This window comes from Pseudoalteromonas sp. APC 3250 (genome assembly GCF_030407915.1).
Lineage (GTDB): Bacteria > Pseudomonadota > Gammaproteobacteria > Enterobacterales > Alteromonadaceae > Pseudoalteromonas > Pseudoalteromonas tetraodonis.
Genome location: NZ_JASDCM010000015.1, coordinates 1 through 23,158, shown reverse-complemented (window position 1 = coordinate 23,158; position 23,158 = coordinate 1). Strand labels below are relative to the sequence as shown.

Annotated in this window: 21 protein-coding genes and 1 rRNA gene; 4 read left to right on the top strand and 18 right to left on the bottom strand. The window is 41.2% G+C overall.

The window, feature by feature from the left end:
- Window positions 1–77: 77 nt before the first annotated feature.
- From QL986_RS14380 to cutA, 15 genes are all read right to left on the bottom strand, one after another.
- A complete protein-coding gene (locus QL986_RS14380; protein WP_013466021.1) occupies window positions 78–716 on the bottom strand; it encodes a tetratricopeptide repeat protein in 639 nt (212 codons plus the stop codon).
- Between the two features lie 124 nt (window positions 717–840).
- Window positions 841–2,154 (bottom strand): adenylosuccinate synthase, encoded by a 1,314-nt coding sequence (locus QL986_RS14375; protein WP_024601937.1) that lies wholly within the window; start codon window positions 2,152–2,154, stop codon window positions 841–843.
- A 209-nt stretch (window positions 2,155–2,363) separates the two neighbouring features.
- On the bottom strand, window positions 2,364–3,242 hold the full coding sequence (hflC, locus tag QL986_RS14370) for a protease modulator HflC (protein ID WP_013466023.1): 879 nt from the start codon (window positions 3,240–3,242) through the stop codon (window positions 2,364–2,366).
- A gap of 5 nt (window positions 3,243–3,247) precedes the next feature.
- Window positions 3,248–4,417 carry an FtsH protease activity modulator HflK gene (hflK, locus tag QL986_RS14365; protein WP_013466024.1) on the bottom strand — a complete coding sequence of 390 codons (1,170 nt, stop codon included), beginning with the start codon at window positions 4,415–4,417 and terminating at the stop codon, window positions 3,248–3,250.
- 100 nt (window positions 4,418–4,517) lie between these two features.
- A complete protein-coding gene (hflX, locus tag QL986_RS14360; RefSeq protein WP_024601936.1) occupies window positions 4,518–5,807 on the bottom strand; it encodes a ribosome rescue GTPase HflX in 1,290 nt (429 codons plus the stop codon).
- 16 nt (window positions 5,808–5,823) lie between these two features.
- On the bottom strand, window positions 5,824–6,087 hold the full coding sequence (hfq, locus tag QL986_RS14355) for an RNA chaperone Hfq (RefSeq protein ID WP_013466026.1): 264 nt from the start codon (window positions 6,085–6,087) through the stop codon (window positions 5,824–5,826).
- 81 nt (window positions 6,088–6,168) lie between these two features.
- Complete coding sequence (miaA, locus tag QL986_RS14350) at window positions 6,169–7,086, bottom strand: tRNA (adenosine(37)-N6)-dimethylallyltransferase MiaA (RefSeq protein ID WP_024601935.1); 918 nt, start codon at window positions 7,084–7,086, stop codon at window positions 6,169–6,171.
- A gap of 10 nt (window positions 7,087–7,096) precedes the next feature.
- Window positions 7,097–8,923: a DNA mismatch repair endonuclease MutL gene (gene mutL, locus QL986_RS14345; RefSeq protein ID WP_013466028.1), complete on the bottom strand. Its 1,827-nt coding sequence runs from the start codon at window positions 8,921–8,923 to the stop codon at window positions 7,097–7,099.
- Window positions 8,924–8,952: 29 nt separating this feature from the next.
- Window positions 8,953–10,296 carry an N-acetylmuramoyl-L-alanine amidase gene (locus QL986_RS14340; protein ID WP_016899733.1) on the bottom strand — a complete coding sequence of 448 codons (1,344 nt, stop codon included), beginning with the start codon at window positions 10,294–10,296 and terminating at the stop codon, window positions 8,953–8,955.
- 28 nt (window positions 10,297–10,324) lie between these two features.
- The gene (gene tsaE, locus QL986_RS14335; RefSeq protein WP_013466030.1) at window positions 10,325–10,792 is read right to left on the bottom strand and encodes a tRNA (adenosine(37)-N6)-threonylcarbamoyltransferase complex ATPase subunit type 1 TsaE; all 468 of its coding nucleotides are present in this window, start codon (window positions 10,790–10,792) and stop codon (window positions 10,325–10,327) included.
- A gap of 126 nt (window positions 10,793–10,918) precedes the next feature.
- On the bottom strand, window positions 10,919–12,259 hold the full coding sequence (gene accC, locus QL986_RS14330; protein WP_013466031.1) for an acetyl-CoA carboxylase biotin carboxylase subunit: 1,341 nt from the start codon (window positions 12,257–12,259) through the stop codon (window positions 10,919–10,921).
- A gap of 26 nt (window positions 12,260–12,285) precedes the next feature.
- Window positions 12,286–12,747: an acetyl-CoA carboxylase biotin carboxyl carrier protein gene (gene accB / locus QL986_RS14325; RefSeq protein WP_024601932.1), complete on the bottom strand. Its 462-nt coding sequence runs from the start codon at window positions 12,745–12,747 to the stop codon at window positions 12,286–12,288.
- A 33-nt stretch (window positions 12,748–12,780) separates the two neighbouring features.
- Window positions 12,781–13,233, bottom strand: a complete 453-nt coding sequence (aroQ, locus tag QL986_RS14320; protein WP_013466033.1) for a type II 3-dehydroquinate dehydratase — start codon at window positions 13,231–13,233, stop codon at window positions 12,781–12,783.
- Window positions 13,234–13,462: 229 nt separating this feature from the next.
- Complete coding sequence (locus QL986_RS14315) at window positions 13,463–15,268, bottom strand: protein-disulfide reductase DsbD (RefSeq protein ID WP_024601931.1); 1,806 nt, start codon at window positions 15,266–15,268, stop codon at window positions 13,463–13,465.
- A complete protein-coding gene (gene cutA, locus QL986_RS14310; protein WP_013466035.1) occupies window positions 15,268–15,588 on the bottom strand; it encodes a divalent-cation tolerance protein CutA in 321 nt (106 codons plus the stop codon). The genes QL986_RS14315 and cutA overlap by 1 nt, the downstream gene beginning before the upstream one ends.
- Before the next feature lie 241 nt (window positions 15,589–15,829).
- On the opposite strand from cutA, the gene QL986_RS14305 reads away from it, so the two are divergent.
- The 4 genes from QL986_RS14305 (at window position 15,830) to rnk (ending at window position 18,994) form a co-directional block, all read left to right on the top strand.
- On the top strand, window positions 15,830–16,309 hold the full coding sequence (locus QL986_RS14305) for an FxsA family protein (RefSeq protein ID WP_024601930.1): 480 nt from the start codon (window positions 15,830–15,832) through the stop codon (window positions 16,307–16,309).
- A 109-nt stretch (window positions 16,310–16,418) separates the two neighbouring features.
- A complete protein-coding gene (locus QL986_RS14300; protein WP_008113511.1) occupies window positions 16,419–16,706 on the top strand; it encodes a co-chaperone GroES in 288 nt (95 codons plus the stop codon).
- 49 nt (window positions 16,707–16,755) lie between these two features.
- Window positions 16,756–18,402, top strand: a complete 1,647-nt coding sequence (groL, locus tag QL986_RS14295) for a chaperonin GroEL (protein WP_013466037.1) — start codon at window positions 16,756–16,758, stop codon at window positions 18,400–18,402.
- Window positions 18,403–18,580: 178 nt separating this feature from the next.
- Complete coding sequence (gene rnk, locus QL986_RS14290; protein ID WP_024601929.1) at window positions 18,581–18,994, top strand: nucleoside diphosphate kinase regulator; 414 nt, start codon at window positions 18,581–18,583, stop codon at window positions 18,992–18,994.
- An 81-nt stretch (window positions 18,995–19,075) separates the two neighbouring features.
- On the opposite strand, the gene QL986_RS14285 is transcribed toward rnk, so the two are convergent.
- The 3 genes from QL986_RS14285 to rrf form a co-directional block, all read right to left on the bottom strand.
- A complete protein-coding gene (locus tag QL986_RS14285; protein ID WP_290191658.1) occupies window positions 19,076–21,043 on the bottom strand; it encodes a methyl-accepting chemotaxis protein in 1,968 nt (655 codons plus the stop codon).
- A gap of 96 nt (window positions 21,044–21,139) precedes the next feature.
- On the bottom strand, window positions 21,140–22,642 hold the full coding sequence (locus tag QL986_RS14280) for a bifunctional ADP-dependent NAD(P)H-hydrate dehydratase/NAD(P)H-hydrate epimerase (RefSeq protein ID WP_013466040.1): 1,503 nt from the start codon (window positions 22,640–22,642) through the stop codon (window positions 21,140–21,142).
- A 396-nt stretch (window positions 22,643–23,038) separates the two neighbouring features.
- Window positions 23,039–23,153 (bottom strand): 5S ribosomal RNA (gene rrf / locus QL986_RS14275).
- Window positions 23,154–23,158 lie beyond the last annotated feature (5 nt).

Sequence of the window (23,158 nt, the reverse complement as noted above, 5' to 3'; positions counted from 1 at the left end):
AAACTCTGATTAAGAGATTTACTAACATATTAAATCATAGTCATAATTAGGTTGATTTTCTCTAGCTAGAGTTTAGGTTACATAGGTAAGCGCGCGCGGGTAACGACACTAGCTGGCATTTTTTCAGCAAGTTTAGTTAATGCTCGCTCTATTTTTTTATGTGTCGCTTTATCGGCTACCGTGGTGTTAAACAGCCAACGATAAGCATCTTCAAAGTCTCTTGGACTACCATAGCCTTGATTAAACAAGCCCACTAATCGTAATTGCGCTTTTAAGTTACCTTGCGCTGAGGCCTCACGGAGGTAGGTTATTGCCATGGCTTTGTCTTTTTGGACTAACTGCCCAACATCGTAATAGCGACCTAGCTGCTCTAATGCTGCCGCTAAGCCCTGCTCAGCCGCTTTTTTCATGTAATACACACCTAAAGCTACATCACGCTCAACACACACCTTGTAGGCGAGCATATCACCGTATAAAAATTGATACGACGGCAATGCCATTTTATTGGCTCGCGCTTCTATATCTTGCACTAACTGGCAATTATCTGCCTTGACGCGGGCTAGATGAGTGTTCTCATTAATTAAAGCTATTAACTCAGATTCAGTATACAGCGGCACAGCTGCAGGGCTTTCTTCAGCTAAGCTATTGCTTATATTAAATAAAGAAAGTGTAAGTAGTGATAATGACCACACTGAGCAACGAGAAGATAAACGCATATTAACCACTTTAAAAATAAACTTACCAAATAATATACAAAGATCGTTCCACTATTAATAGGTGTGCTTTTTTATAGGCATAAAAAAAGCTGCACATGGCAGCTTCTTTTCAACATAAACCCAATTATGCAAATGGGCTACGAAGTATCATGGTTTCAACACGATCTGGACCTGTAGAGATAATATCAACAGGGACGCCCGTGATTTCTTCAATACGTTTAATGTAATCAATTGCTGCTTTAGGTAAACCTTCAAGCGATGTTACACCCACGGTATTTTCAGACCAACCAGGCATTTCTTCGTATACTGGTGTTACTTTATCGTAACCTTCAGCCGCTAATGGCGTAACGTTAGTCACAGTACCATCTTCAAGCTTATAACCAGTACAGATTTTAAGTGTTTCTAAACCGTCTAGAACGTCAAGTTTAGTTAAACAAAAACCTGAAATGCTGTTAATTTGAACTGCACGGCGCATAGCCACTGCATCTAACCAGCCAGTACGACGTAAACGACCAGTAGTAGCACCAAACTCATGACCTTTGTCACCTAAATGCTTACCTACTGGGTCTTGTTTTTCAAGGCCATCGTAAAGCTCTGTAGGAAAAGGACCTGAACCTACACGTGTTGTGTACGCTTTAATGATACCTAGTACATAATCAAGGTGTAATGGGCCAAAACCCGCACCTGTAGCAACGCCACCAGCAGTAGTGTTTGAAGATGTAACATAAGGATAAGTACCGTGATCGATATCAAGTAATGTACCTTGTGCACCTTCAAATAAGATGTTGTCACCGGCTTTACGCGTTTGATCTAAAAGCTCAGTTACATCAACTACCATTGCTTTTAAGATGTCAGCAACAGCCATTGCGTCATCAAACGTTTTTTGAAAATCTACTGCATCTACTTTGTAGTAGTTCACTAATGTGAAGTTGTGGTATTCCAATACTTCTTTTAACTTAGTAGCAAATAATTCAGGATTGAATAAATCGCCAACACGTAAACCACGACGTGCTACTTTATCTTCATACGCTGGACCGATACCACGACCCGTTGTACCGATTGGTTTATCGCCACGCGCTGTTTCGCGAGCTACATCTAATGCAACATGGAAAGGCAATATTAGCGGACATGCTTCACTGATTAAAAGACGTTCGCGTACTGGTACGCCACGCTCTTCAAGCATGCCAATTTCTTTCATTAGCGCTTCTGGTGATAAAACAACACCATTACCAATCACACATTTAACATTGTCACGTAATACACCCGATGGAATAAGGTGTAGAACTGTCTTTTCACCGTCGATCACTAAGGTATGGCCAGCGTTATGACCACCTTGATAACGAACTACTAAAGATGCTTTATCTGTAAGGAGGTCAACTACCTTACCCTTACCTTCGTCACCCCATTGGGTGCCTAGTACTACAACGTTTTTACCCATTGCAAATTCACTTAGAGAAAATTAGGACGAGATTTTACCAGAAAACTAAAGCAAAGTTCACCCCGTTTAGCTTATTTTTTCCTCGTGCCCTTAGTAAACATCAGTGTTTAGCTAATAATCACATAAATAACAGTGATTTATAAGATTAAAATTCAGATAACAAAAAGCCCTGCAATTGCAGGGCTTTTTAAATTTAACTAAAGCTGTGATTACTGAGCTTTCGCGCCTTTCATGTATTGGAAGAAGTCGCTATCCGGTGATAACACCATCACGTCTTGCTTTCCTTTGAAAGTTTGCTTGTAAGCTTCTAAAGAGCGAACAAAGCTAAAGAACTCAGGGTCTTTATTATAAGCACTAGCGTAAATCGCAGCAGCATCAGCATCGCCTTGACCACGAACAGAACGCGCATTACGTTCTGCATCAGCAAGCATTACTGTTACTCGGCGGTCAACACCTGCACGAATCGTCTCTGCTTTTTCCTGACCTTCAGAACGGTGCTCTTTAGCAACGGCAGTACGCTCAGCACGCATACGTTGGTAAATAGAGCTACTCACCTCTTGAGGTAAGTTAATTTGCTTAACACGTACATCAAGTACTTCAATACCCAGCTCACTAGCACTTTCAGAGGCTTGTACTAACGCTTCTTCCATCAGCTCGCTACGTTCACCCGATACAATTTCACGAATAGTACGAGTACCAAAGTTAGTACGTAGGCCATTATTTACTTTTTGCTTAAGCAGTGTTTCAGCGTATTGCTTATCACCACGTGCACGCAGGTAAAAAGAGCTAAAGTCGTTAACACGCCATTTTACAAACGAATCAACAATTAAGTCTTTTTTCTCGCTAGTTACAAAGCGATCCGGTGTGCCATCTAGCGTTTGAATACGCGCATCAATGCGGCGCACTTGGCTAAAAAATGGCACTTTTAGATGTAGACCTGGACCATAAACTACCGCTTGATCATCGCTGTCTTTTTGTACTTTACTAAATAAAAGTACAATCGCCTTTTGGCCTTCAGAAACCACAAATACTGACGAGAAACACATTACAATGGCAGCTAATAGGATTACTAAACTAAAGTTTTTCATTATGCTTATCTCCCGTCGTTGAAGCGATCATTGTTAAAGCGATCATTACCACTATTAACAGTGCTGTTACGTGACGTATTTACCTTGTTACGTAAATCGTTAATATCGCTTGAGCTAGGTAAAGCAACGCGTGTTGATGAACCCTGTTTTTCCATGATTTTATCAAGTGGTAAATACATCATGTTGTTACCGCCCTTAACGTCAACCAATATTTTAGAGCTATTACCTAATACTTCTTGCATTGCGTCTATGTATAAACGCTCGCGTGTTACTTCTTTAGCTGCTTGGTATTCTGGAAGTAATTTCTCAAAACGAGCCACTTCACCTTGCGCTTCTAAAGTAATACGCTCTTGGTAACCTTCAGCCTCTTGCGTCATACGCGTTACTTGACCACGCGCACGCGGTTCAATTTCACGGGCATACGCTTCGGCTTCACGAATAAAGCGTTGTTCATCCTCTTGGGCTGCAATTGCATCATCAAACGCATCTTTAACTTCCATTGGCGGACGTGAATCCTTGAAGTTAACGTCAGTTACGATTAAACCTAAGTTATAAGGTTCGATGATTTGATTTAGCTCATCCCAGGTATTTTGACGCACAACTTCACGGCCGTTAGTCAGTACTTGGTCCATTTTTGAATGGCCAACAACATAACGCAGTGCACTATCTAATGCTTCTTCAAGGCTGCTGTCAGCGTTAGTGACACTAAACTTGTATAAGTATGGGTCGATTACTCGATACTGTACTTCAAACTCAACGCTTACTACGTTTTCATCTTCAGTTAGCATAAAGCCTGATGCTGATAACGAACGAACAGCTTCGATATCGACTGGAATAACCGTCTCAACAAAGGTCATTTTCCAACGCAAGCCTGGATCTGCAATTCGGTCAAACTTACCAAATTGAAGAACGACACCGCGTTCAGCTTCTTTCACCGTATAAATACCGCTTAACGCCCACACAATGGCAGCGATAATAAGTACAAATGAAATACCGGCTCCGCCAAGTCCACCGCCGCTACCATTGCCGGATTTTTTACCGCCAAATAAGCCGTTAAACTTGTTACTGAATTTACGGAACACCTCGTCTAAATCAGGTGGGCCTTGATCACGTCCGCCTTTGTTATTCCACGGATCTTTGTCATTGCCATTATTACCCGGTTCATTCCAGGCCATAGCTATACTCCATTGTTATCTAAATAAATTCGGAAATTGTGTTAAATCTAACAAATCTTATGCATTTCTTATACTAAAACCGACATTAATCTTTCAGTTTTTAGTCGCAGCTAATAAAACTTTCAATCTCTGGGCCAAAATCTTTAATCAAACGATTCCACTCAATCATAGGTAATCGCACATCTAGCAACCAATTACCTTGCTCATCAAAACGTTCGTTATGTACTGCACTTAAGTTAAATAAAGATGCTCTTAAACGTCCATACTGAGGAGCCAGTAGTAAAGTTTCACTCAACATCTTTTTAGCTAGTAGGTCACTAATAGCCTCACTTAGCAGCTCGCAACCTTCACCTGTTTTTGCTGATAACCATACCCTTATAGGTTGGCCTTCGTCATCGCGATCAATACGTGGGGTTACATCATCCAGCGCATCAATTTTGTTGTATACAAGTAATTGCGGTACATCATCAGCTTCAATTTCTTTGAGTACTTCTTGTACCTGTTCAATATTTTCTTTTCGACGAGGGTCGGCTACATCTATCACGTGTAATTGTAAATCAGCCTCTCGCGTTTCTGTCAGCGTTGCTTTAAATGCAGCCACTAAGTCATGCGGTAAGTGGCGAATAAACCCTACAGTATCCGCTAAAATAACCGAACCAACATCGCCAATATCTAATTTGCGTAAGGTTGGGTCTAGTGTTGCAAACAACTGATCAGCGGCATACACATCAGAATTTGTAATACGGTTAAATAAGGTTGATTTACCCGCATTAGTATAGCCCACTAAAGAAACCGTTGGGATCTCATTACGAGTACGTGCTCGTCTACCTTGCTCACGTTGTACGCCAACTTTAGCCAAACGGGCGCGTATATTTTTAATACGTGCACGTAATAAACGTCGATCGGTTTCTAACTGCGTTTCACCAGGACCACGTAAACCAATACCGCCTTTTTGGCGTTCAAGGTGGGTCCAACCTCGGATTAAACGAGTCGACATATGACGAAGCTGCGCTAACTCAACTTGAAGTTTACCTTCGTGAGTACGTGCGCGCTGAGCAAAAATATCGAGGATAAGTGTGGTTCTATCAAGCACCCGACATTGGCAAACACGCTCTAAATTACGTTCTTGAGACGGACTTAACTGATGGTTAAAAATGACAACATCGGCATTGTGGATTTTGACAATTTCAGCTATTTCTTCTGCTTTGCCGGTACCGACAAATAGCTTCGGATGTGGTGCTTGACGGCTGCCTTGCACAACCGCCAAACTACTAACACCAGCAGAAGATACCAACATTTCTAATTCGTGGAGATCTTCACGATCCCCCTCTTTAGGTAAGTCGATATGGACTAAAATTGCCTGTTCGCCAGATTCATAGCGGTCAAACAAGCATTACGCTCCTAATTTAAAAGTTTCCAGCTTCAGGTTCTTCAGTGTCTTCATTTCCCTGAACACCTTGGAAGTTGACTGCGCGTGCAGGTACAACTGTAGAAATTGCATGTTTATACACCATTTGGTTAACAGTGTTTTCCAGCAAAATTACAAATTGGTCAAATGACTGAATTTTACCTTGTAATTTTATGCCATTTACCAAAAAAATTGATACTGGAATGCGCTCACGGCGTAGTGCATTTAAAAATGGGTCTTGTAACGATTGGCCTTTTGCCATGTTATTATTCCTTCGTTCTAGGTGTTATTATAATTAAGTGGCTGAACTGATTTAACAAAGATAAATTTTGTTCAACTACTACTAGCTTAGCGAACTTACTACACGATGCAAGTTTTCTTCATCACCTGTTGTTAACCATGTAACATCAGGCCAGCTTCTTAACCACGTTAATTGACGTTTAGCCAATTGACGTGTGGCTGCAATGCCGCGAAAAATCATTTCATCATGATCAATTTCACCCGCAAGGTAATCCCACATCTGTCTATAACCTACACAACGAATAGAAGGCATATTGGGATGTAAATCCTCACGTAGATATAGGGTCGAAACTTCTTTTTCAAACCCCTGTTCAATCATTATTTTAAACCTTTCTTCAATTCGATGATGTAATTCACTGCGATCATCGGGTGCAATTGCAAATTGATGAAAAGTATAGGGTAATGCTGGCTGCTTTTGCTTTTGCAATTCAGTCATCGTTTTACCTGTTATACGGTAAACTTCCAAAGCACGATTAATTCGCTGCGAATCATTTTCACTCATCTTTTGTGCGGCTTGCGGATCAACTTTAACCAGCTCTTTGTATAAATAAGGCCAGCCATGCTCTTTAGCTTGTGTTTCTAGTTCGGCTCTAACGTCTGCATCGGCCTCAGGTAATGGCGACAACCCATCAATTAGCGCTTTGAAGTACATCATTGTACCTCCAACCAATACAGGCACTTTACCTTGTTGATGAAATTTATCAATTTTTTCTATAGCATCACGTCTAAAATCAGCAACCGAATACGTTTCACTCGGATCAAGTAAGTCAATTAAATGATGTGGGGCACGAGCTAATTCGTCGGCATCAGGCTTAGCCGTACCAATATCCATACCTTTATAAACAAGCGCAGAATCAACGCTAATAATCTCAGTATTTAAATACTCACACAGTGAAATTGCCAATGCTGTTTTACCAGCAGCGGTTGGGCCCATTAAAAATATGACCGGTAAATTACTCAACACGAATACCTTAATTAAATTGCGTTAGATAAGAGTTTAGATCTATTTTAACTGCTTTTTCTCGCAAGCGTTCAATTGTTTGCGGATTATTTTGTAAGCGCGCTTGCTGCTCTAAAAAGGCATTGCTCGCATAGAACCGTGCGGGAATTATATTTACCTGCCATCGTAGCCATTCATCAATACTTGCTAACTGAGCCTTACATCCCTCAAGCAATGCATCTATTGCAGCACTTACATCTAATAAGTACAGACTTGTAGGCAACTTCTTTACCATAACAAACTGCTTTTCTATTAATAACTCAAAACCTAGTAAGGTAAACCAAGACTGCTGAGCAGCAAGAAGCGCCGTGTCTTGTTTTGATACGTTGACACGCACAGGCAATAGGAGTGCTTTACCTTCAAGGCTGCCGTGCTCTTTTATTTGTGTATGCCAATCATCCGCTAATGCGTATTTAAAGTGTGAACAATAAAGTTGATTTTCATTATTGAACACGCAAACGCCCTTTTCAATGCTTATTATATCGACAGTGCGCAGTGCTGTATCTGATACTTGCGTCTCATTAGGTTGTAGAAATGCTGACGCAGTATCAAAGTGCTGCGCTTGTTGCTCATTCACGCCCTGATAAAACGCATTCACATCATGGTAATTTTGGCTTTCAGCACGCACCTGTCTACCCCCACCTTGACGACTGCCACTATAAGAGGCACTACTTGTAGATGGCGAATGACTTGGTTGTAATGACGACTTAGGATAATCAAAAAGTTCACTACTGGAAGTGTGTTCTTGGTTAAACGATGTAACTGGTGAATGATGAGCGTGAGCGGCTGGCGAATTAACAAACTCAGCTTGAAGTGGCACCACAACTTGTTTAATAGCTTGTAAAATAAAGTCATGTACCAAACGACCTTGATGAAAACGTACCTCATGCTTTGCCGGGTGCACGTTAACATCCACTTGGCGTGGGTCTATATCTATGTAAATCACAAATCCGGGAAGTTCTTGCTCGCCACTGACCTCTTCAAATGCTTGACGAATAGCATGCAGAATAAGTTTGTCGCGCATCATACGATTATTGACATAGGTATACTGAGTAGTATTAGCCGATCCAACTGGCAATACCCAACCGTGTAGTTGCAACCCAGCCTCACCCGATTGAATATGCAATCCTTGCTCAGCAAACGCTTTACCCGCCACTTGTGCGACTCGCGTAATCGCTTGAGCGGGATCAGTTTTAGCGCGATACTGGCGCACCACTTTTTCATTATGGGTTAATGTAATTGATACATCAAAACGGCTCAGCGCAATACGCTTTATAAGCTCATCAATATGACTAAATTCGGTTTTTTCAGTGCGTAAAAACTTACGTCTTGCTGGGGTGTTAAAAAATAAATCTTTAACTTCAATTGTGGTACCGCTAGGGTGAGCAACCGGCTTTACCTCTACGGCCATATCTCGGCCTTGTGCAAAGGCTTGCCAAGCAGCTTCTTGATTTTCGGGTTTAGAGCTTAAGGTTAAGCGAGATACCGAACTAATAGATGCTAAGGCTTCCCCCCTAAAACCAAGAGAACAAATATTTTCTAGGTCGTCTAGGGACTTTAGTTTACTGGTTGCATGGCGAGAGAGCGCTAATGTGAGCTCATCCTTTGCAATACCCGCTCCATTGTCGCGAATACGAATTAACTTGTGGCCCCCGCGTTCAATATCTATTTGAATACGTGTCGCGCCTGCATCAAGGCTGTTTTCTACTAACTCTTTAACCACCGATGCGGGACGCTCAACAACTTCACCCGCCGCAATTTGGTTTGCTAAGCGCGCAGGTAATATTTCAATACTCATAACAACCTTAAATGTGTGCGCTTTTAAAATTAACTCTGAGGAATATCAAGTTCCTGACCAATAAATAGCGTATTTGAACTGAGCTTATTAACTTGTTTTATTTTACTGATACTCACGCCATATCGACCTGCCAACATGCTCAGTGACTCACCAGGGCGTACTTTATGTTTTGTTGGGTATTGAGACTTTAATGACGCAAACAGTGAGTCGTCAGGCGGGTTACGTAAATAGTAATTTTTAATTGAGGTAAACATGGCTTTAGCTAAGCGCTCTTGATGATTGGCACTTTTAAGCAGTCGCTCTTCACGTGGATTAGAGATAAACCCAGTTTCAACCAAAATAGACGGAATATCTGGCGACTTTAATACTGCAAGGCTGGCATGTTGCGGCTCTTTTTTATGAAGTTTAGCCACCTTTCGTAGCTCTTTAACTACTTCCTCAGCCACATTTAAGCCGGTTTTCATGGAGTGATCCATCGACATATCAAGCAAGGCTTGAGCTAAGTACTTTTCATTTGCAGCATCTTTAATTACATCGGCAGCACCGCCAAGTAACTCAGAGTGTTTTTCTTTATCCTCAATCCATTTACCAATTTCTGAATTGGCACGTCGCAGCGACAACACCCATACAGAAGCACCATTTGGCCCAGGGCTGGTAAACGCATCTGCATGAATAGAAACAAAAAAGTCTGCTTTTTTCTGACGTGCGCGGTTGGTACGTGTATTGAGTTTTACAAAGTAATCGCCACTGCGAACCATACGCGAAATCATGCCTCGCTCAGCATCAATCATCCGCTCTAAACGCTTGGCAATTTGCAGTGTAATGTCTTTTTCGTAAGTGCCTGTCGGGCCAATGGAGCCAGGGTCTTCACCGCCATGCCCTGCATCAATAGCAATTACAATATCGCGCTCTTGGCTTAATTGGCGTTTTTTAGCCGCCGTTTGCGCAGGGGTAATTGCACCTTTAGCTTGGCTTTTATCGTATAAATCGACCACCAATCTATTTTTATAAGGGCCTGTGGGGGCTAGTGCAAATATAACCGGTTTAACTGGCCCATTTAATTCAAACACTAAACGCACGCTGTGGTTATTTTTAGGTTTTGAGTAACGTAACTTACTAACAATTTGGTGTTTTGGTGGCACACCTGGCAATGTTTTCAACTCATCAGTGTTTTCTAAATCAACCACTAAACGGCTTGGATTTTTTAGCATAAAGTAGCTGAAATCGGGTTTATCGTCGAGATCAAACACCACCCGGGTGCTATCAGGGGATGGCCAGACACGCACACTATTAATAGTGTTTTGCGCCCACAATGGCAAGCTCACTGTAAAAACCATGAGGTAAATAAAAAGTTTAACTAAACCACGACTCATTTTGATAATCACTGCCTTAACTATTTTATTATCTATTATTTAGTTTTTCGACAATTGCTACACCACGCTCACTCGCACTGTTAATAACAATTTTACGCTCATCACCTACATAACTTAGCGTAGCATTTAGATCGGGAACAGGAATAAATTCTCCGCCTTTTTCCGGCCACTCAACAATACAAGTTGCCGTTTCTGAAAAATAATCACGAATTCCCATAAATTCAAGCTCTTCTGGGTCACCTAATCGGTATAAGTCAAAATGATAGACATTGCCACGCACAAGCTCGTAAGGTTCAACAAGTGTATAAGTGGGACTTTTAACCTTACCTGTATGACCAAAACCTTGCACTATACCGCGAGTAAATGTCGTTTTACCGGCCCCCAAATCACCATGCAAATAAATAACTGCGCCCTGTTCTATTATGGCAGCTAATTTATTACCCATAGCAACAGTGGCATTTTCATCGACTAAATGAAAATCAAAACTACACGACATGATTACCTCAAAATTTACGAAAAGCGCATATTTGTTAATCATACCAGATTATTTATTTAAGGTGATACTGCCTCTTTTTTAAAGATAAAAAAACCGGCCTGAGCCGGTTTTTAATTAGCATAGACTTTACAGCCCTAATTTCTTCTCAAGGTAGTGGATATTTGTACCACCGTTTTTGAAGTTTTCATCTGCAAGAATGCGTTTATGCAATGGCGTATTCGTTTTAATACCGTCGATTACCAACTCATTCAATGCATTACGAGCGCGAGCAATAGCAACATCACGGTTTTCACCGTAAGTGATCAGCTTACCAATCATAGAATCGTAATGTGGCGGTACCGTGTAATCAGCATAAATATGGCTGTCCCAACGAATACCTAAACCACCAGCTGGATGAAAGCGAGTGATTTTACCTGGTGATGGAATAAAGGTTTCAGGGTCTTCAGCATTAATACGACACTCAATAGCGTGGCCACGAATAACAACGTCGTCTTGAGTGAATGATAATGGCTGACCAGCGGCAATTTTTAGCTGCTCTTTGATTAAATCCACACCGGTAACCATTTCAGTCACTGGGTGTTCAACCTGAATACGGGTATTCATTTCAATGAAGTAAAACTCGCCGTTTTCGTATAAAAACTCAAACGTACCTGCACCACGATAACCAATTTCGATACACGCACGTGTACAACGCTCACCAATGAACTTACGTACTTCTGCAGTAATCCCTGGTGCTGGCGCCTCTTCCACTACTTTTTGGTGGCGACGTTGCATTGAACAATCACGCTCACCTAGATGAACCGCGTTACCTTGACCATCGGCCAATACTTGCACTTCAATGTGGCGTGGGTTTTCAAGGAATTTTTCCATGTAAACCATGCTGTTGCCAAAGAACTGCTTAGCTTCTTGCTGCGTAAGCGCAATCGAGTTGATTAACTCAGCCTCGTTGCGTACAACACGCATACCACGACCACCGCCGCCGCCAGCTGCTTTAATAATTACCGGGTAACCAATACGCTTAGCAATTTGCATGTTGCGTTCTTTATCATCCGATACCGGACCATCAGAACCTGGCACACATGGAACACCGGCTTTACGCATCGCTTCGATAGCTGATACTTTGTCGCCCATTAGGCGAATAGTGTCGCCACGAGGACCAATAAATACAAAGCCACTTTGCTCAACTTGGTCGGCAAAGTCGGCATTTTCGGCAAGAAAACCATAACCTGGGTGAATAGCGACCGCATCAGTTATTTCAGCTGCGGCAATAATGCGTGGAATGTCTAAGTAACTTTCAGTTGCTGCTGGTTTACCAATACAGATGGTTTCATCTGCTAGTAATACGTGCTTAAGATCGCGATCCGCCGTTGAATGCACAGCAACCGTTTTGATCCCAAGCTCTTTGCAGGCGCGCAATATACGAAGTGCAATTTCACCTCGGTTTGCAATGACTACTTTATCTAACATGAGAGTTGGCCTTTTACGTTGCGCTATTATTCAATGATGAATAAAGGTTGATCAAATTCTACTGGCTCGCCGTTTTCTACTAAAATAGCTTTTACTGTACCGGCTTTATCTGACTCAATTTGGTTCATCATTTTCATTGCTTCAACGATACATAATGTGTCGCCAACTTTAACCTGTGAACCGACTTCAACATATGCTGGCGCTTCTGGAGAAGCTGCTGCGTAAAAAGAACCTACCATAGGTGATTTAACTTGGTGTCCTGTAGGACCTGCCGCTGGTGCTTCAGACTCTGCTACAGGTGCTGCTGGTGCAGCCGCAGGAGCGGGTGCTGGAGCATATTGCTGTGGAGCAAATTGCGCGTATGCAGGGCCGGCACTCATGTTGTTACGGTTAATACGTACTGATTCTTCACCTTCAGTGATTTCTAGTTCTGCAATACCTGATTCTTCTACTAATTCAATTAGTTTTTTGATCTTGCGAATATCCATAAACGACCCGCCTATTAGTTTGTTAGTTTAAATTTAGTTTGAGTTTTGCAATCGGCTCACCGCTGCATGTAAAGCAGCGTGATAGCCCATTGCACCTAATCCACAAATAACGCCTTGCGCCACATCAGAAAAATAAGAATGATGGCGAAACGTTTCACGTGCATGCACATTACTTAAATGCACTTCAAAAAACGGAATATCAACGCTTAGCAATGCATCACGTAATGCGACGCTTGTGTGCGTAAATGCTGCAGGGTTAATAATGATGTAATCAACCGCTTGCCAAGCATCATGAATGCGTTCAATGAGCGCTTGCTCACTATTACTTTGAAAATGCGTTAACGCCACATCTAAACTATTAGCAGCGCTGTTTAACTCGCTCATAATATGCTCTAAAGAGTGCGAACCGTACTTATCGGGCTCACGCTTTCCTAGCATGTTTAAATTTGGGCCATTTATAACTAAAATCTTTAATTTTGCAGCCATAATACGCGATATATCCTATAAGTAATGAGTTAAGCGGTTACTAACTAATTTTTCACTAAAAAGTAAGCTGAAAAAAGTAAGATAGCAACAATTTCTCACGTTAACCAACTATTATAGTGATTTCGAAGTAAATAGCAGCAAAATACTGGTCTAATCTCTATTTTGGGGACGTATCTTAAGGGGGAATAATGGCACAACATTAACAATCATGTTGTGCCATATAGAATGGTTATTCAGCGCTGGCACGCACTGCAGCAAGGTGCTTAGCGAAATCATCCGCATTTAAAAAGCCAGTGACACGTTGTGCACTTAGCTCTTCACCTTGAGTATTAAAGAATAAAATACTCGGTAAACCAAACACTGAATATGCTTCCATTAGCTCAATTGTTTCATTATCGCTTTGAGTTAAGTCAATTTGAATCAGTTGGTAATGGCTAAACTCACTTTGTACTTGCGGGTCGGGAAAGGTGTAATGCTCAAACTCTTTACACGCTACACACCAGTCAGCGTATAAGTCCACCATAACCATGCGCCCTTCGCTATTTGCTTGTGATACGGCTTGTTTAAGCTCGGCTAAATTGGCAACGTGTTTAAACTCATTGCTTTGCGAGGTTGTTTGTAAACTCACGGCTTGTGTTGGCCAAAAATAGTTTTGGGTTAAATTAAAGCCAGTAAGCATCAATAAAACAGCCATAAACCACAATAAGGTTTTTAATTTGCCTTGAGTTTGGGCGCTTTGCCAATAGTGGAAATAAAGCGCTGTGGCGATAGCTAATAAGCCTGCCATAAGCATAATAATTTCAATATCTATAATGCGCTCTAGCAAAATAAGTGGCACAACTAACATAATAAAACCAAATAAGGTTTTAACTTGTTCCATCCAGCCGCCAGCTTTCGGTAATAGCTTACCTCCCGATGTACCTAATAATAACAGCGGTAGCCCCATACCTAAACTCAGTACGTAAAGTGTTAGCCCGCCGACTAGGTAATCGCCGCTTTGTGCCACAAATAATAATGCGGCTGATAAAGGCGCTGTAGTGCAAGGAGATGCAATAAGCCCTGATAAAACCCCCATCAAGAACACCCCAATATAGTTACCGCCTTTTTGGTTGTTGCTCACTTGGGTTAGCTTGTTCATCATGCCGCTGGGTAACTTTATTTCGTACCAACCAAACATCGACATAGCCAGCAGTACAAATAATAAGCTAAAGCTAATTAATACATATGGATGCTGTAAATAGCCTTGCACTTGCCCGCCTAACGCAGCAACCACAAGCCCTAATGCTGCATAGGTAACCGCCATGCCTTGAATATAAACAAATGATAGGGCAAATGCTTTTTTGGTAGATAGGTTCTTTTGACCCGCAATTAAGCTAGATAAAATAGGGAACATCGGAAATACACACGGTGTAAATGCCAAACCCACACCCACGGCAAAGAAAATAGCTAAGTTAACCATTAAGCTTTGGCTGGCTAACTGCTCTGTAAATGTGAGCTCTTTATCAGGTGTTGATGCAGTTGCTGGTTTTTCTGCAGATTGGCTAAGTGCTGCAAATGCACTGCTTGCTGCGGTACTGTCATTAGTATTAGTTTCACTTGCCAGTACACTTAATGGAATGCTGATGATTTCAGGTGGATAACACAGCCCTGCTTTTGCACAGCCTTGATAACGCACCTTAACAACGCCATCTTCACTCACATTACTTAGTTTGCTGATAACGCTAAGAGAATTAAAAAACACCTCAGTTTTGCCAAAAAATTCATCTTCAATTATTTCACCAGCGCCCAACTCAGGCACGTCAATGCTCGCACCTTTGGCAATAATTTCTATTTTATCTTTATATAGGTAATAGTCATCAGCGATATCCCAACCAACAAATAACGTACTTCCTTGCTGATCAAAATCAAATACAAACGCTTCATTTACCGGCAAAAATGTGTGCTGAGTCGGTTTTAGAAAATCATCAAGGGTATTTTGTGCCGCCCAAGCAGGCGCCATTAATACGCTTAATAAAAAAAATAAAATAAAGCGCATTAATGAAGCACCTCATCCATCCAATTAAAGTAAGCCAAGTTACCCGTTGCCACATCAACAACTTGTATTTCTGGTACTTCGTAGCTGTGAAGATCTTTTAAGGTTAAAAATACATCATTCATTTTGTCAGCCTTAGTTTTAATTAGCAGCTTTACTTCAGTTGCTTCAGCTACTTCACCTTCCCATATGTAAATAGAAGTCATGGCCGGTAAAATATTTACACAAGCGGCTAGTTTCTTTTCAATTAGCGCCATAGCCAATAAACGGGCTTCATCGTTATCTTTGCAAGTGGTAAAAATAAGTTTAAATTGCGTTGTCATAGTGAACCTTTACTTGTTTACGGGGGTCTAGCCCCATAGTAGCTGATAGCGGGTATAATGTGTAGACACGAACTCTGTCTACATTTTGGGTCTTTGCAGTAAATTGATTTAAACCCGCTACCTATAACTTTACTAACATTAACGTTTATTACTTACTCTTATTAGCTTGAAAATAGACCCGACAACCCTCACTTATATTTCATTAGCACCTTAATAAGTGTCATTTTTTTTAGAGAGTCTTATGTTTAGAATTTTATTTTTGCTGTTTATCATCATCCCTATTATTGAAATTGCCTTACTAATTCAGGTTAGTGACGTGATAGGTGGCTTCGTAACAATCGCTTTAGTGGTACTAACCGCGATTGTGGGTGCGAAAATGGTGAAACAGCAAGGAATGGGCGCACTACAAAACGTACAAGTGCAAATGGCTCAAGGGCAAATGCCTGCTAAAGAATTGTTTACCGGTATTTGCGTAATTATTGCAGGGGTACTTTTATTAACACCCGGCATTATGACAGATGTATTTGGCTTACTACTCCTTACCCCTGCTATTCGTAACAAATTAGCTGCAGGACTTGCTAGTCAAGCAACTGTAAGAATGAGCGCTAGCATGCATCAAACTGGCACTTCAGGGTTTTCGCAAACTCATCAATCAATGCATCATGAGCAAGATGAAAACCGCCCTAAGACCATAGATGGTGAATACGAGCGAAAAGATTAAAAATTTATCATTTTTTCTCTTGGAATTTTTCACTCCACCCCCATTAATGAAAGCAAATTAGATACACTTTTTTCTGTACTGTTCAGAAACTGTTAGGAGAACTAAAAACATGAACATTCGTCCTTTACAAGATCGCGTAATCATCAAGCGTCTAGAAGAAGAAACCAAGTCTGCTGGCGGTATTGTATTAACTGGCTCTGCAGCTGAAAAATCAACTCGCGGAGAAGTTGTTGCCGTAGGTAATGGTCGCGTTTTAGAAAACGGTGACGTTCGAGCATTAGAAGTGAAAGCCGGTGACACTGTGTTATTTGGCTCATATGTTGAAAAAACAGAAAAGATCGAAGGTCAAGAGTACCTGATCATGCGTGAAGACAATATTTTAGGCATTGTAGGCTAAACCTACTTTTCGTTTAACACACATTTTAAGAATTTAGAGGAAATTAAACATGGCAGCAAAAGAAGTACTGTTTGCAGGCGACGCACGTGCAAAAATGCTAACTGGCGTAAATATTCTAGCAAATGCAGTAAAAGTAACATTAGGCCCTAAAGGTCGTAACGTTGTATTAGACAAATCATTTGGCTCTCCTGTGATCACCAAAGATGGTGTATCTGTAGCAAAAGAAATCGAACTTGAAGACAAGTTTGAAAATATGGGCGCACAAATGGTTAAAGAAGTAGCGTCTAAAGCAAATGATGCTGCTGGTGACGGTACCACTACCGCAACTGTGCTTGCTCAGTCTATTGTAAACGAAGGTCTTAAAGCGGTTGCTGCGGGTATGAACCCAATGGATCTTAAGCGCGGTATTGATAAAGCAATCATTGCTGCAGTTGCAGAACTTAAAGCGCTTTCTGTTCCATGTGCTGATACTAAAGCGATTGCACAAGTAGGTACTATTTCAGCTAACTCTGATAAAGAAATTGGTGAAATCATTGCTGATGCAATGGAAAAAGTAGGCCGTAACACAGGTGTTATTACGGTTGAAGAAGGGCAATCACTTGAAAACGAACTAGATGTTGTAGAAGGCATGCAGTTTGACCGTGGTTACTTATCTCCATACTTTATCAACAACGCTGAAAAAGGCGCGGTTGAGCTAGATAACCCATTTATCTTACTTGTAGATAAAAAAATATCTAACATCCGTGAATTATTACCAACATTAGAAGCGGTTGCTAAAGCAAGTAAACCTCTGCTCATCATCGCAGAAGACCTTGAAGGTGAAGCGTTAGCGACACTAGTAGTGAATAACATGCGTGGTATTGTAAAAGTATCAGCGGTTAAAGCACCTGGTTTTGGCGATCGCCGTAAAGCAATGCTACAAGATATCGCGGTATTAACTGGCGGTACTGTGATTTCTGAAGAAATCGGCCTTGAGCTTGAAAAAGCAACAGTTGAAGACTTAGGGACAGCTAAACGCGTAGTAATCACTAAAGACGACACAACAATCATTGATGGTGCTGGTGAAGAAGACGGTATTAACGGCCGTGTTGCACAAATCAAAGCACAAATTGAAGAAGCGACTTCAGACTACGATAAAGAAAAGCTACAAGAGCGCATGGCTAAATTAGCTGGCGGTGTTGCAGTAATCAAAGTAGGTGCCGCTACTGAAATTGAAATGAAAGAGAAAAAAGATCGTGTTGAAGATGCATTACATGCAACTCGCGCAGCGGTTGAAGAAGGTGTTGTACCAGGTGGCGGTGTTGCCTTAGTGCGTGCTGCTAGCAAATTAGCAGATTTACTAGGCGATAACGAAGACCAAAACCACGGTATTAAAGTGGCACTTCGCGCGATGGAAGCACCACTTCGTCAAATCGTTACAAACGCAGGCGACGAAGCATCTGTTGTTATTAACGCAGTGAAAGGCGGTGAAGGTAACTACGGTTACAACGCAGCCACTGGCGAATACAACGACATGATTGAAATGGGTATCCTAGATCCAACGAAAGTAACCCGTTCTGCATTACAATTTGCAGGATCGATTGCCGGTCTAATGATCACCACAGAAGCAATGGTCGCTGAAATTCCTAAAGAAGAAGCGGGCGCTCCTGATATGGGTGGCATGGGCGGAATGGGTGGTATGGGCGGCATGATGTAAATCATTCCCTCACACACCTAGCTCAAATAAAACCCAGCTTCGGCTGGGTTTTTAGCAATAGAGATAAAATAAATTCACTAAGACAACAATAAAATTATCTCAGTGTATTCCAATGCAACTGAGTTCCTGCAAGCTATACCCAGAGTAAATTTTATTTAACATGATTAAGGATATTAAGTTGAATACTAAACCTGAAATAATCATCTCATCACTGGATGCAGATCGATTGTATGCGCTAATGGAATCATTACCTGCGAACAGTTTTGCGGGTGAAAAAGAACTTGAAGCAGAACTTGGTAGAGCTAACATAGTGGAGCCACACGAAGTTCCCTCAACCGTGGTAACCATGAATTCAACAGTGAACTTTGTTGTTGAATCTACAGGTGAGGAGTTTACTTTAACGCTTGTTTACCCGAAGAATATTGACTCAAGTGGCAACAAAATATCAATCTTAGCCCCTGTTGGTAGTGCATTACTTGGCCTTTCACAGGGAGATCAAATTGAATGGCCAAAGCCAGGCGGTGGGTTAATAACAGTAACTATTAAAGAGGTAACTTATCAACCAGAAAGAGCTGGCGAGCTTCATAGATAGACTTTTAAATCCTCATAATTTTAAATTAATAAACAAATTTATATAAAAAATCCAAGCAAGGCTTGGATTTTTTATATTGAGTTACTGCTGACTAATGTCGTATAGCCTTTGTGCTTGACTATTAGAGGCTTTACTTACTTCTCTAAAGTCTTCGGCATCGGCAGCATTTTGCCCTGATATTTCTCGGATCCGTTCCGCTAGTTTTTTAACATTGACGGTTACTTGAGCCTGCTCTTCTGTGGCTACGGCAATACTTGCTGAGCGCCCTTTAATGTCGTTAAATGCATCAACTATATTTTCATATTTCGTGCGTGTTGTATTTGAACGATCATTGACCACTTCTGAGAACTCTCGGCATTCTTGAATAACACTGACTCCTTTTGCAGCCGCTTGTTGTAACTGACTTATCATGGTTTCAATCTCACCAGCTGATTGTTGCGTTCTTTGTGCCAGTGTTCTAACTTCATCAGCAACGACCGCAAACCCCCTTCCAGAATCACCAGCACGAGCAGCCTCAATAGCAGCATTAAGCGCAAGCAAATTAGTTTGCTCAGAGATATTCATAATCACATCTAATACCGAACCAACCTGCTGTGAATCTTCAGAGATTTGTGATATTGCATTGGACGACTCAGTTAGTTTATTGAACAACAGCTGGATAGATTCTGCGTTTTGTTCAATAACATTAAATCCAGAGTTTACAAGATCTGATGACTTAGCGGTAATATCTGCAACGCCACCAATATCTTCTGATGCCGATGAAGCCGCTATCGACATTTCATTGATAGCCGTGGCTAACAGTTCATTTTCTTGCATTAGTTCATGTGCGCGTTGCTGACTATTACTACTCAAGTTATCAATAGATTCAGCATTGTTTTTTACTGAGGCCGCCTCTTCTTTAATCAGCCCAAGAATTTTAATAAGATGATCACCGTAATCATTAATTGCTTCGCAAAGATGACTCATTTCATCATCCCCCGATATTGGTAATTTAGAATCTGTTTGCCCTTGCATTAATGACCTAACTTGCGCCGAAGTCTGCTCTATTTGCTCAACTAATCGCTTACCAAAGACTAATAATGCCGATATAAATATAACAATGAGTACAATGAATGAACCATACAAATAATATGTCAGCGTATTAGCTGCTTTTTTTGCAATCGCTGTTGGAATTATCACGCCAGAGCGCCACTTTTGCTCCGGCAGTGAGAATGTCACTAGAATTGAGCTATCCCCCTTTATGACACCAGAACTAAACTCTGCTACGAGTCTATCTTCATTTTTCAAGGCGTTAACTAAAGGCTGTAAAGAGCTATCTTTACTCACAACTTGTGAAAAATTTAGCATGGCTAAATTCGTATCTCTAAATGCAGGAATAGAAACAAACTGCTGCGCACTATCAATAATAAAACTGTAGGTACCGGTTGCTTGGTTTTCAGCAAGTAGTGACTTTTCAATATGAGAAAGCTCTATATCTAAAGTAGCGACTCCCCAAAACTGATTATTACGCTCAATTTTAACGGAACAAGTTACCATAGGTACATTCGAAACTGCATCAATATAAGCCTCAGACCAAACACATACGCCTGGTTGAGCGTTAGCAGCACTTGTATACCAGCTTTCTTGTTGATATGGACTGCTATCAGCTTGGTTGTAGTCATCTAATAAAGTGTATTGACCATTATCGCCCTTAGCCCAAAACAAAGATGCCCTTTGTGCTGATGCATCTAACATATTTGGCTCTGGCCATATTCCACCACCGGCAATACCTGTACCACTAGCAATTAACGGTGCCAAATTTTTAATAAATTGATCTTTATCAAGGGGAAGTGTTTGAGCAACAACAGATAAGCTTTTAGTTAATGCTGCACTTTTTCCTAAATCCTTAGCAAATGATTCTCCGATTACTTTAGCCTGTAACTTAGCTGCAGAAATAGCTTCATTTTTTATAATTGGCGTTATCACCCATTGCATAATTCCGGTTAAAACGAGCAAAGAGAAAACGATAAGTAATAAGCTTCCCGCATACATTTTTTTCTGTATTAACATTTTTAACCTCAGTTACAACCAAACAGCGTTAACTAAGTATAAGAAGGTTAATGGATTTATCAAAAAAAGAACAAAATTAATATGAATGCTTTTATCTTATGGTTTTATATTATTAATTAACCGCCTCACTATACAAAACAGATCGCTAGGTAGCATACCTCGCTCTCCATTTTTTTGCCCAGCAATATCACCCGCTTTAGCATGCAGTGTAACACCATAGCAAGTCGCCTCAGCACAATCTAACCCTTGAGCAAGTAATGCCCCTACAATACCAGTAAGAACATCACCGCTACCGCCAACAGCAAGCGCAGGGCTTCCTTCTTCACAAACCCAAGTATGCTTACCATCGGCTATTAAAGTTCCTGCGCCTTTTAAAACACAAACTGCTGAGTAACGTTTAGCACATTGTTGAACATAGCTGAACCGATCAGACTCTATCTCCCCAGTCGACACCTTTAATAATCGAGAGGCTTCGCCCGGATGCGGGGTAAGTACACACCGCGTGGGCATTTTCGGTGAAGCTTGTTTAGCGAGTAAATTAAGTGCATCAGCATCAATAACTAAAGGCATATTATTATGTGTACAATACTCAATGACTTGATTAAAGGTATTTTGCGCCCATTCGTCTTGTCCAAGGCCTGGGCCAATAACAGCACAGCTTGCCCACTCCAATGCGTGTTGCAAGTTATTACTACTTACCATAAGCTCTGGTCGGCCAAAACTGACTGGCATAATTGAGCTTTCATGGGTATGCACTCTGACCATTCCAGCACCAGCTCTAAGCGCTGCCTCGCTTGTTAAGCTGATAGCACCTGCCGTTCCTTGATTCCCACCAATACACAGTAATTTTCCATAACTACCTTTATGACTATTCAAAGCACGTGGGCCTAAGCCTTTAAAACTATTGATATTAATAAGCTTACCCGAAGGGCTTGCTAATTCTACGAATGACTCGCCAATAGCCAAGTCATCAAAGATAAGTTCACCAACATACTGTTTACCCGCAGCCGTTGTTAACCCTTGTTTTACCCCTACAAAAGTAATTGTTTTAGTGGCTTTAATTGCAATACCTAAAGGTTGGCCTGTATCAGCATTTATACCTGATGGCACATCAATACTGAGTATTGGTTTAGTGCTTTCATTCGCCGCTTTAATTATAGTGGCAACATTATCGCGTACCGTATTTTCAAGACCAGTGCCCAGTAATGCATCAATGATTACATCACACTCATCGAGTGCATCAGCGCTAAAGTTACAAATTTCACCACCGGCATCAATCCAGCGCTTTTGTGCTTTTGCAGCATCGCCGGTTAATTCTTTATTTTCATCTACGGCACACACCACTACATGTCTATCGGCTTGTTTAATAAGGCTAGCCGCAATATAGCCATCTCCTGCGTTATTGCCACTCCCTACGAGTACTAGAGTCTGCTGTGCATTGAATGATTTCCAATTTAAAAATGCGGCATGCCCCGCTCGTTCCATTAGGGTAAACAGATCACAACCACTGGCTTTTGCAGCATTACCCTCATGCTCTCTTATTTGCTGTGCTAAATATACGAATTGCTTAACGCTGGAAGATGAAGGTAATAACGACATGATAGGCTCTATAAAAATAAGTGTTGATTAAGTAGACTTTGGGCTCATTGGTTTTTTTTCAAGTAAGATCAGAAATGTATCAATCAGAATAAGGGCGCAACCCCCTTATTTGAGTATTTATTACCAATTTATATGGATTTGCTACCTGATGCTGATACGTTATTCTTAGCGACAACGCAATAGAATGTCGCGGTCCCTACAGCGGTAGAGTATATATTAGGCTCTGAGGTGGTCGTCGCATTCTTTTACCCATAGGTTTCGAGATACTCAACCCATGATACAGTGGTCAAGTTAACGCTGTGCAGCTGATAGCTGACGGCTGATAGCTAATATTTTTACTTTCCTGCAGACGTAAAAAAGCCCGACTATTTCTAGTCGGGCTTTCTTTAATTTGGAGCCTGGTAATGTCCTACTTTCACATAGCAAATGCTACACTATCATCGGCGCTGTTTCGTTTCACTACTGAGTTCGGCATGGGGTCAGGTGGGTCCAAAACGCTATTGTCACCAAGCAAAT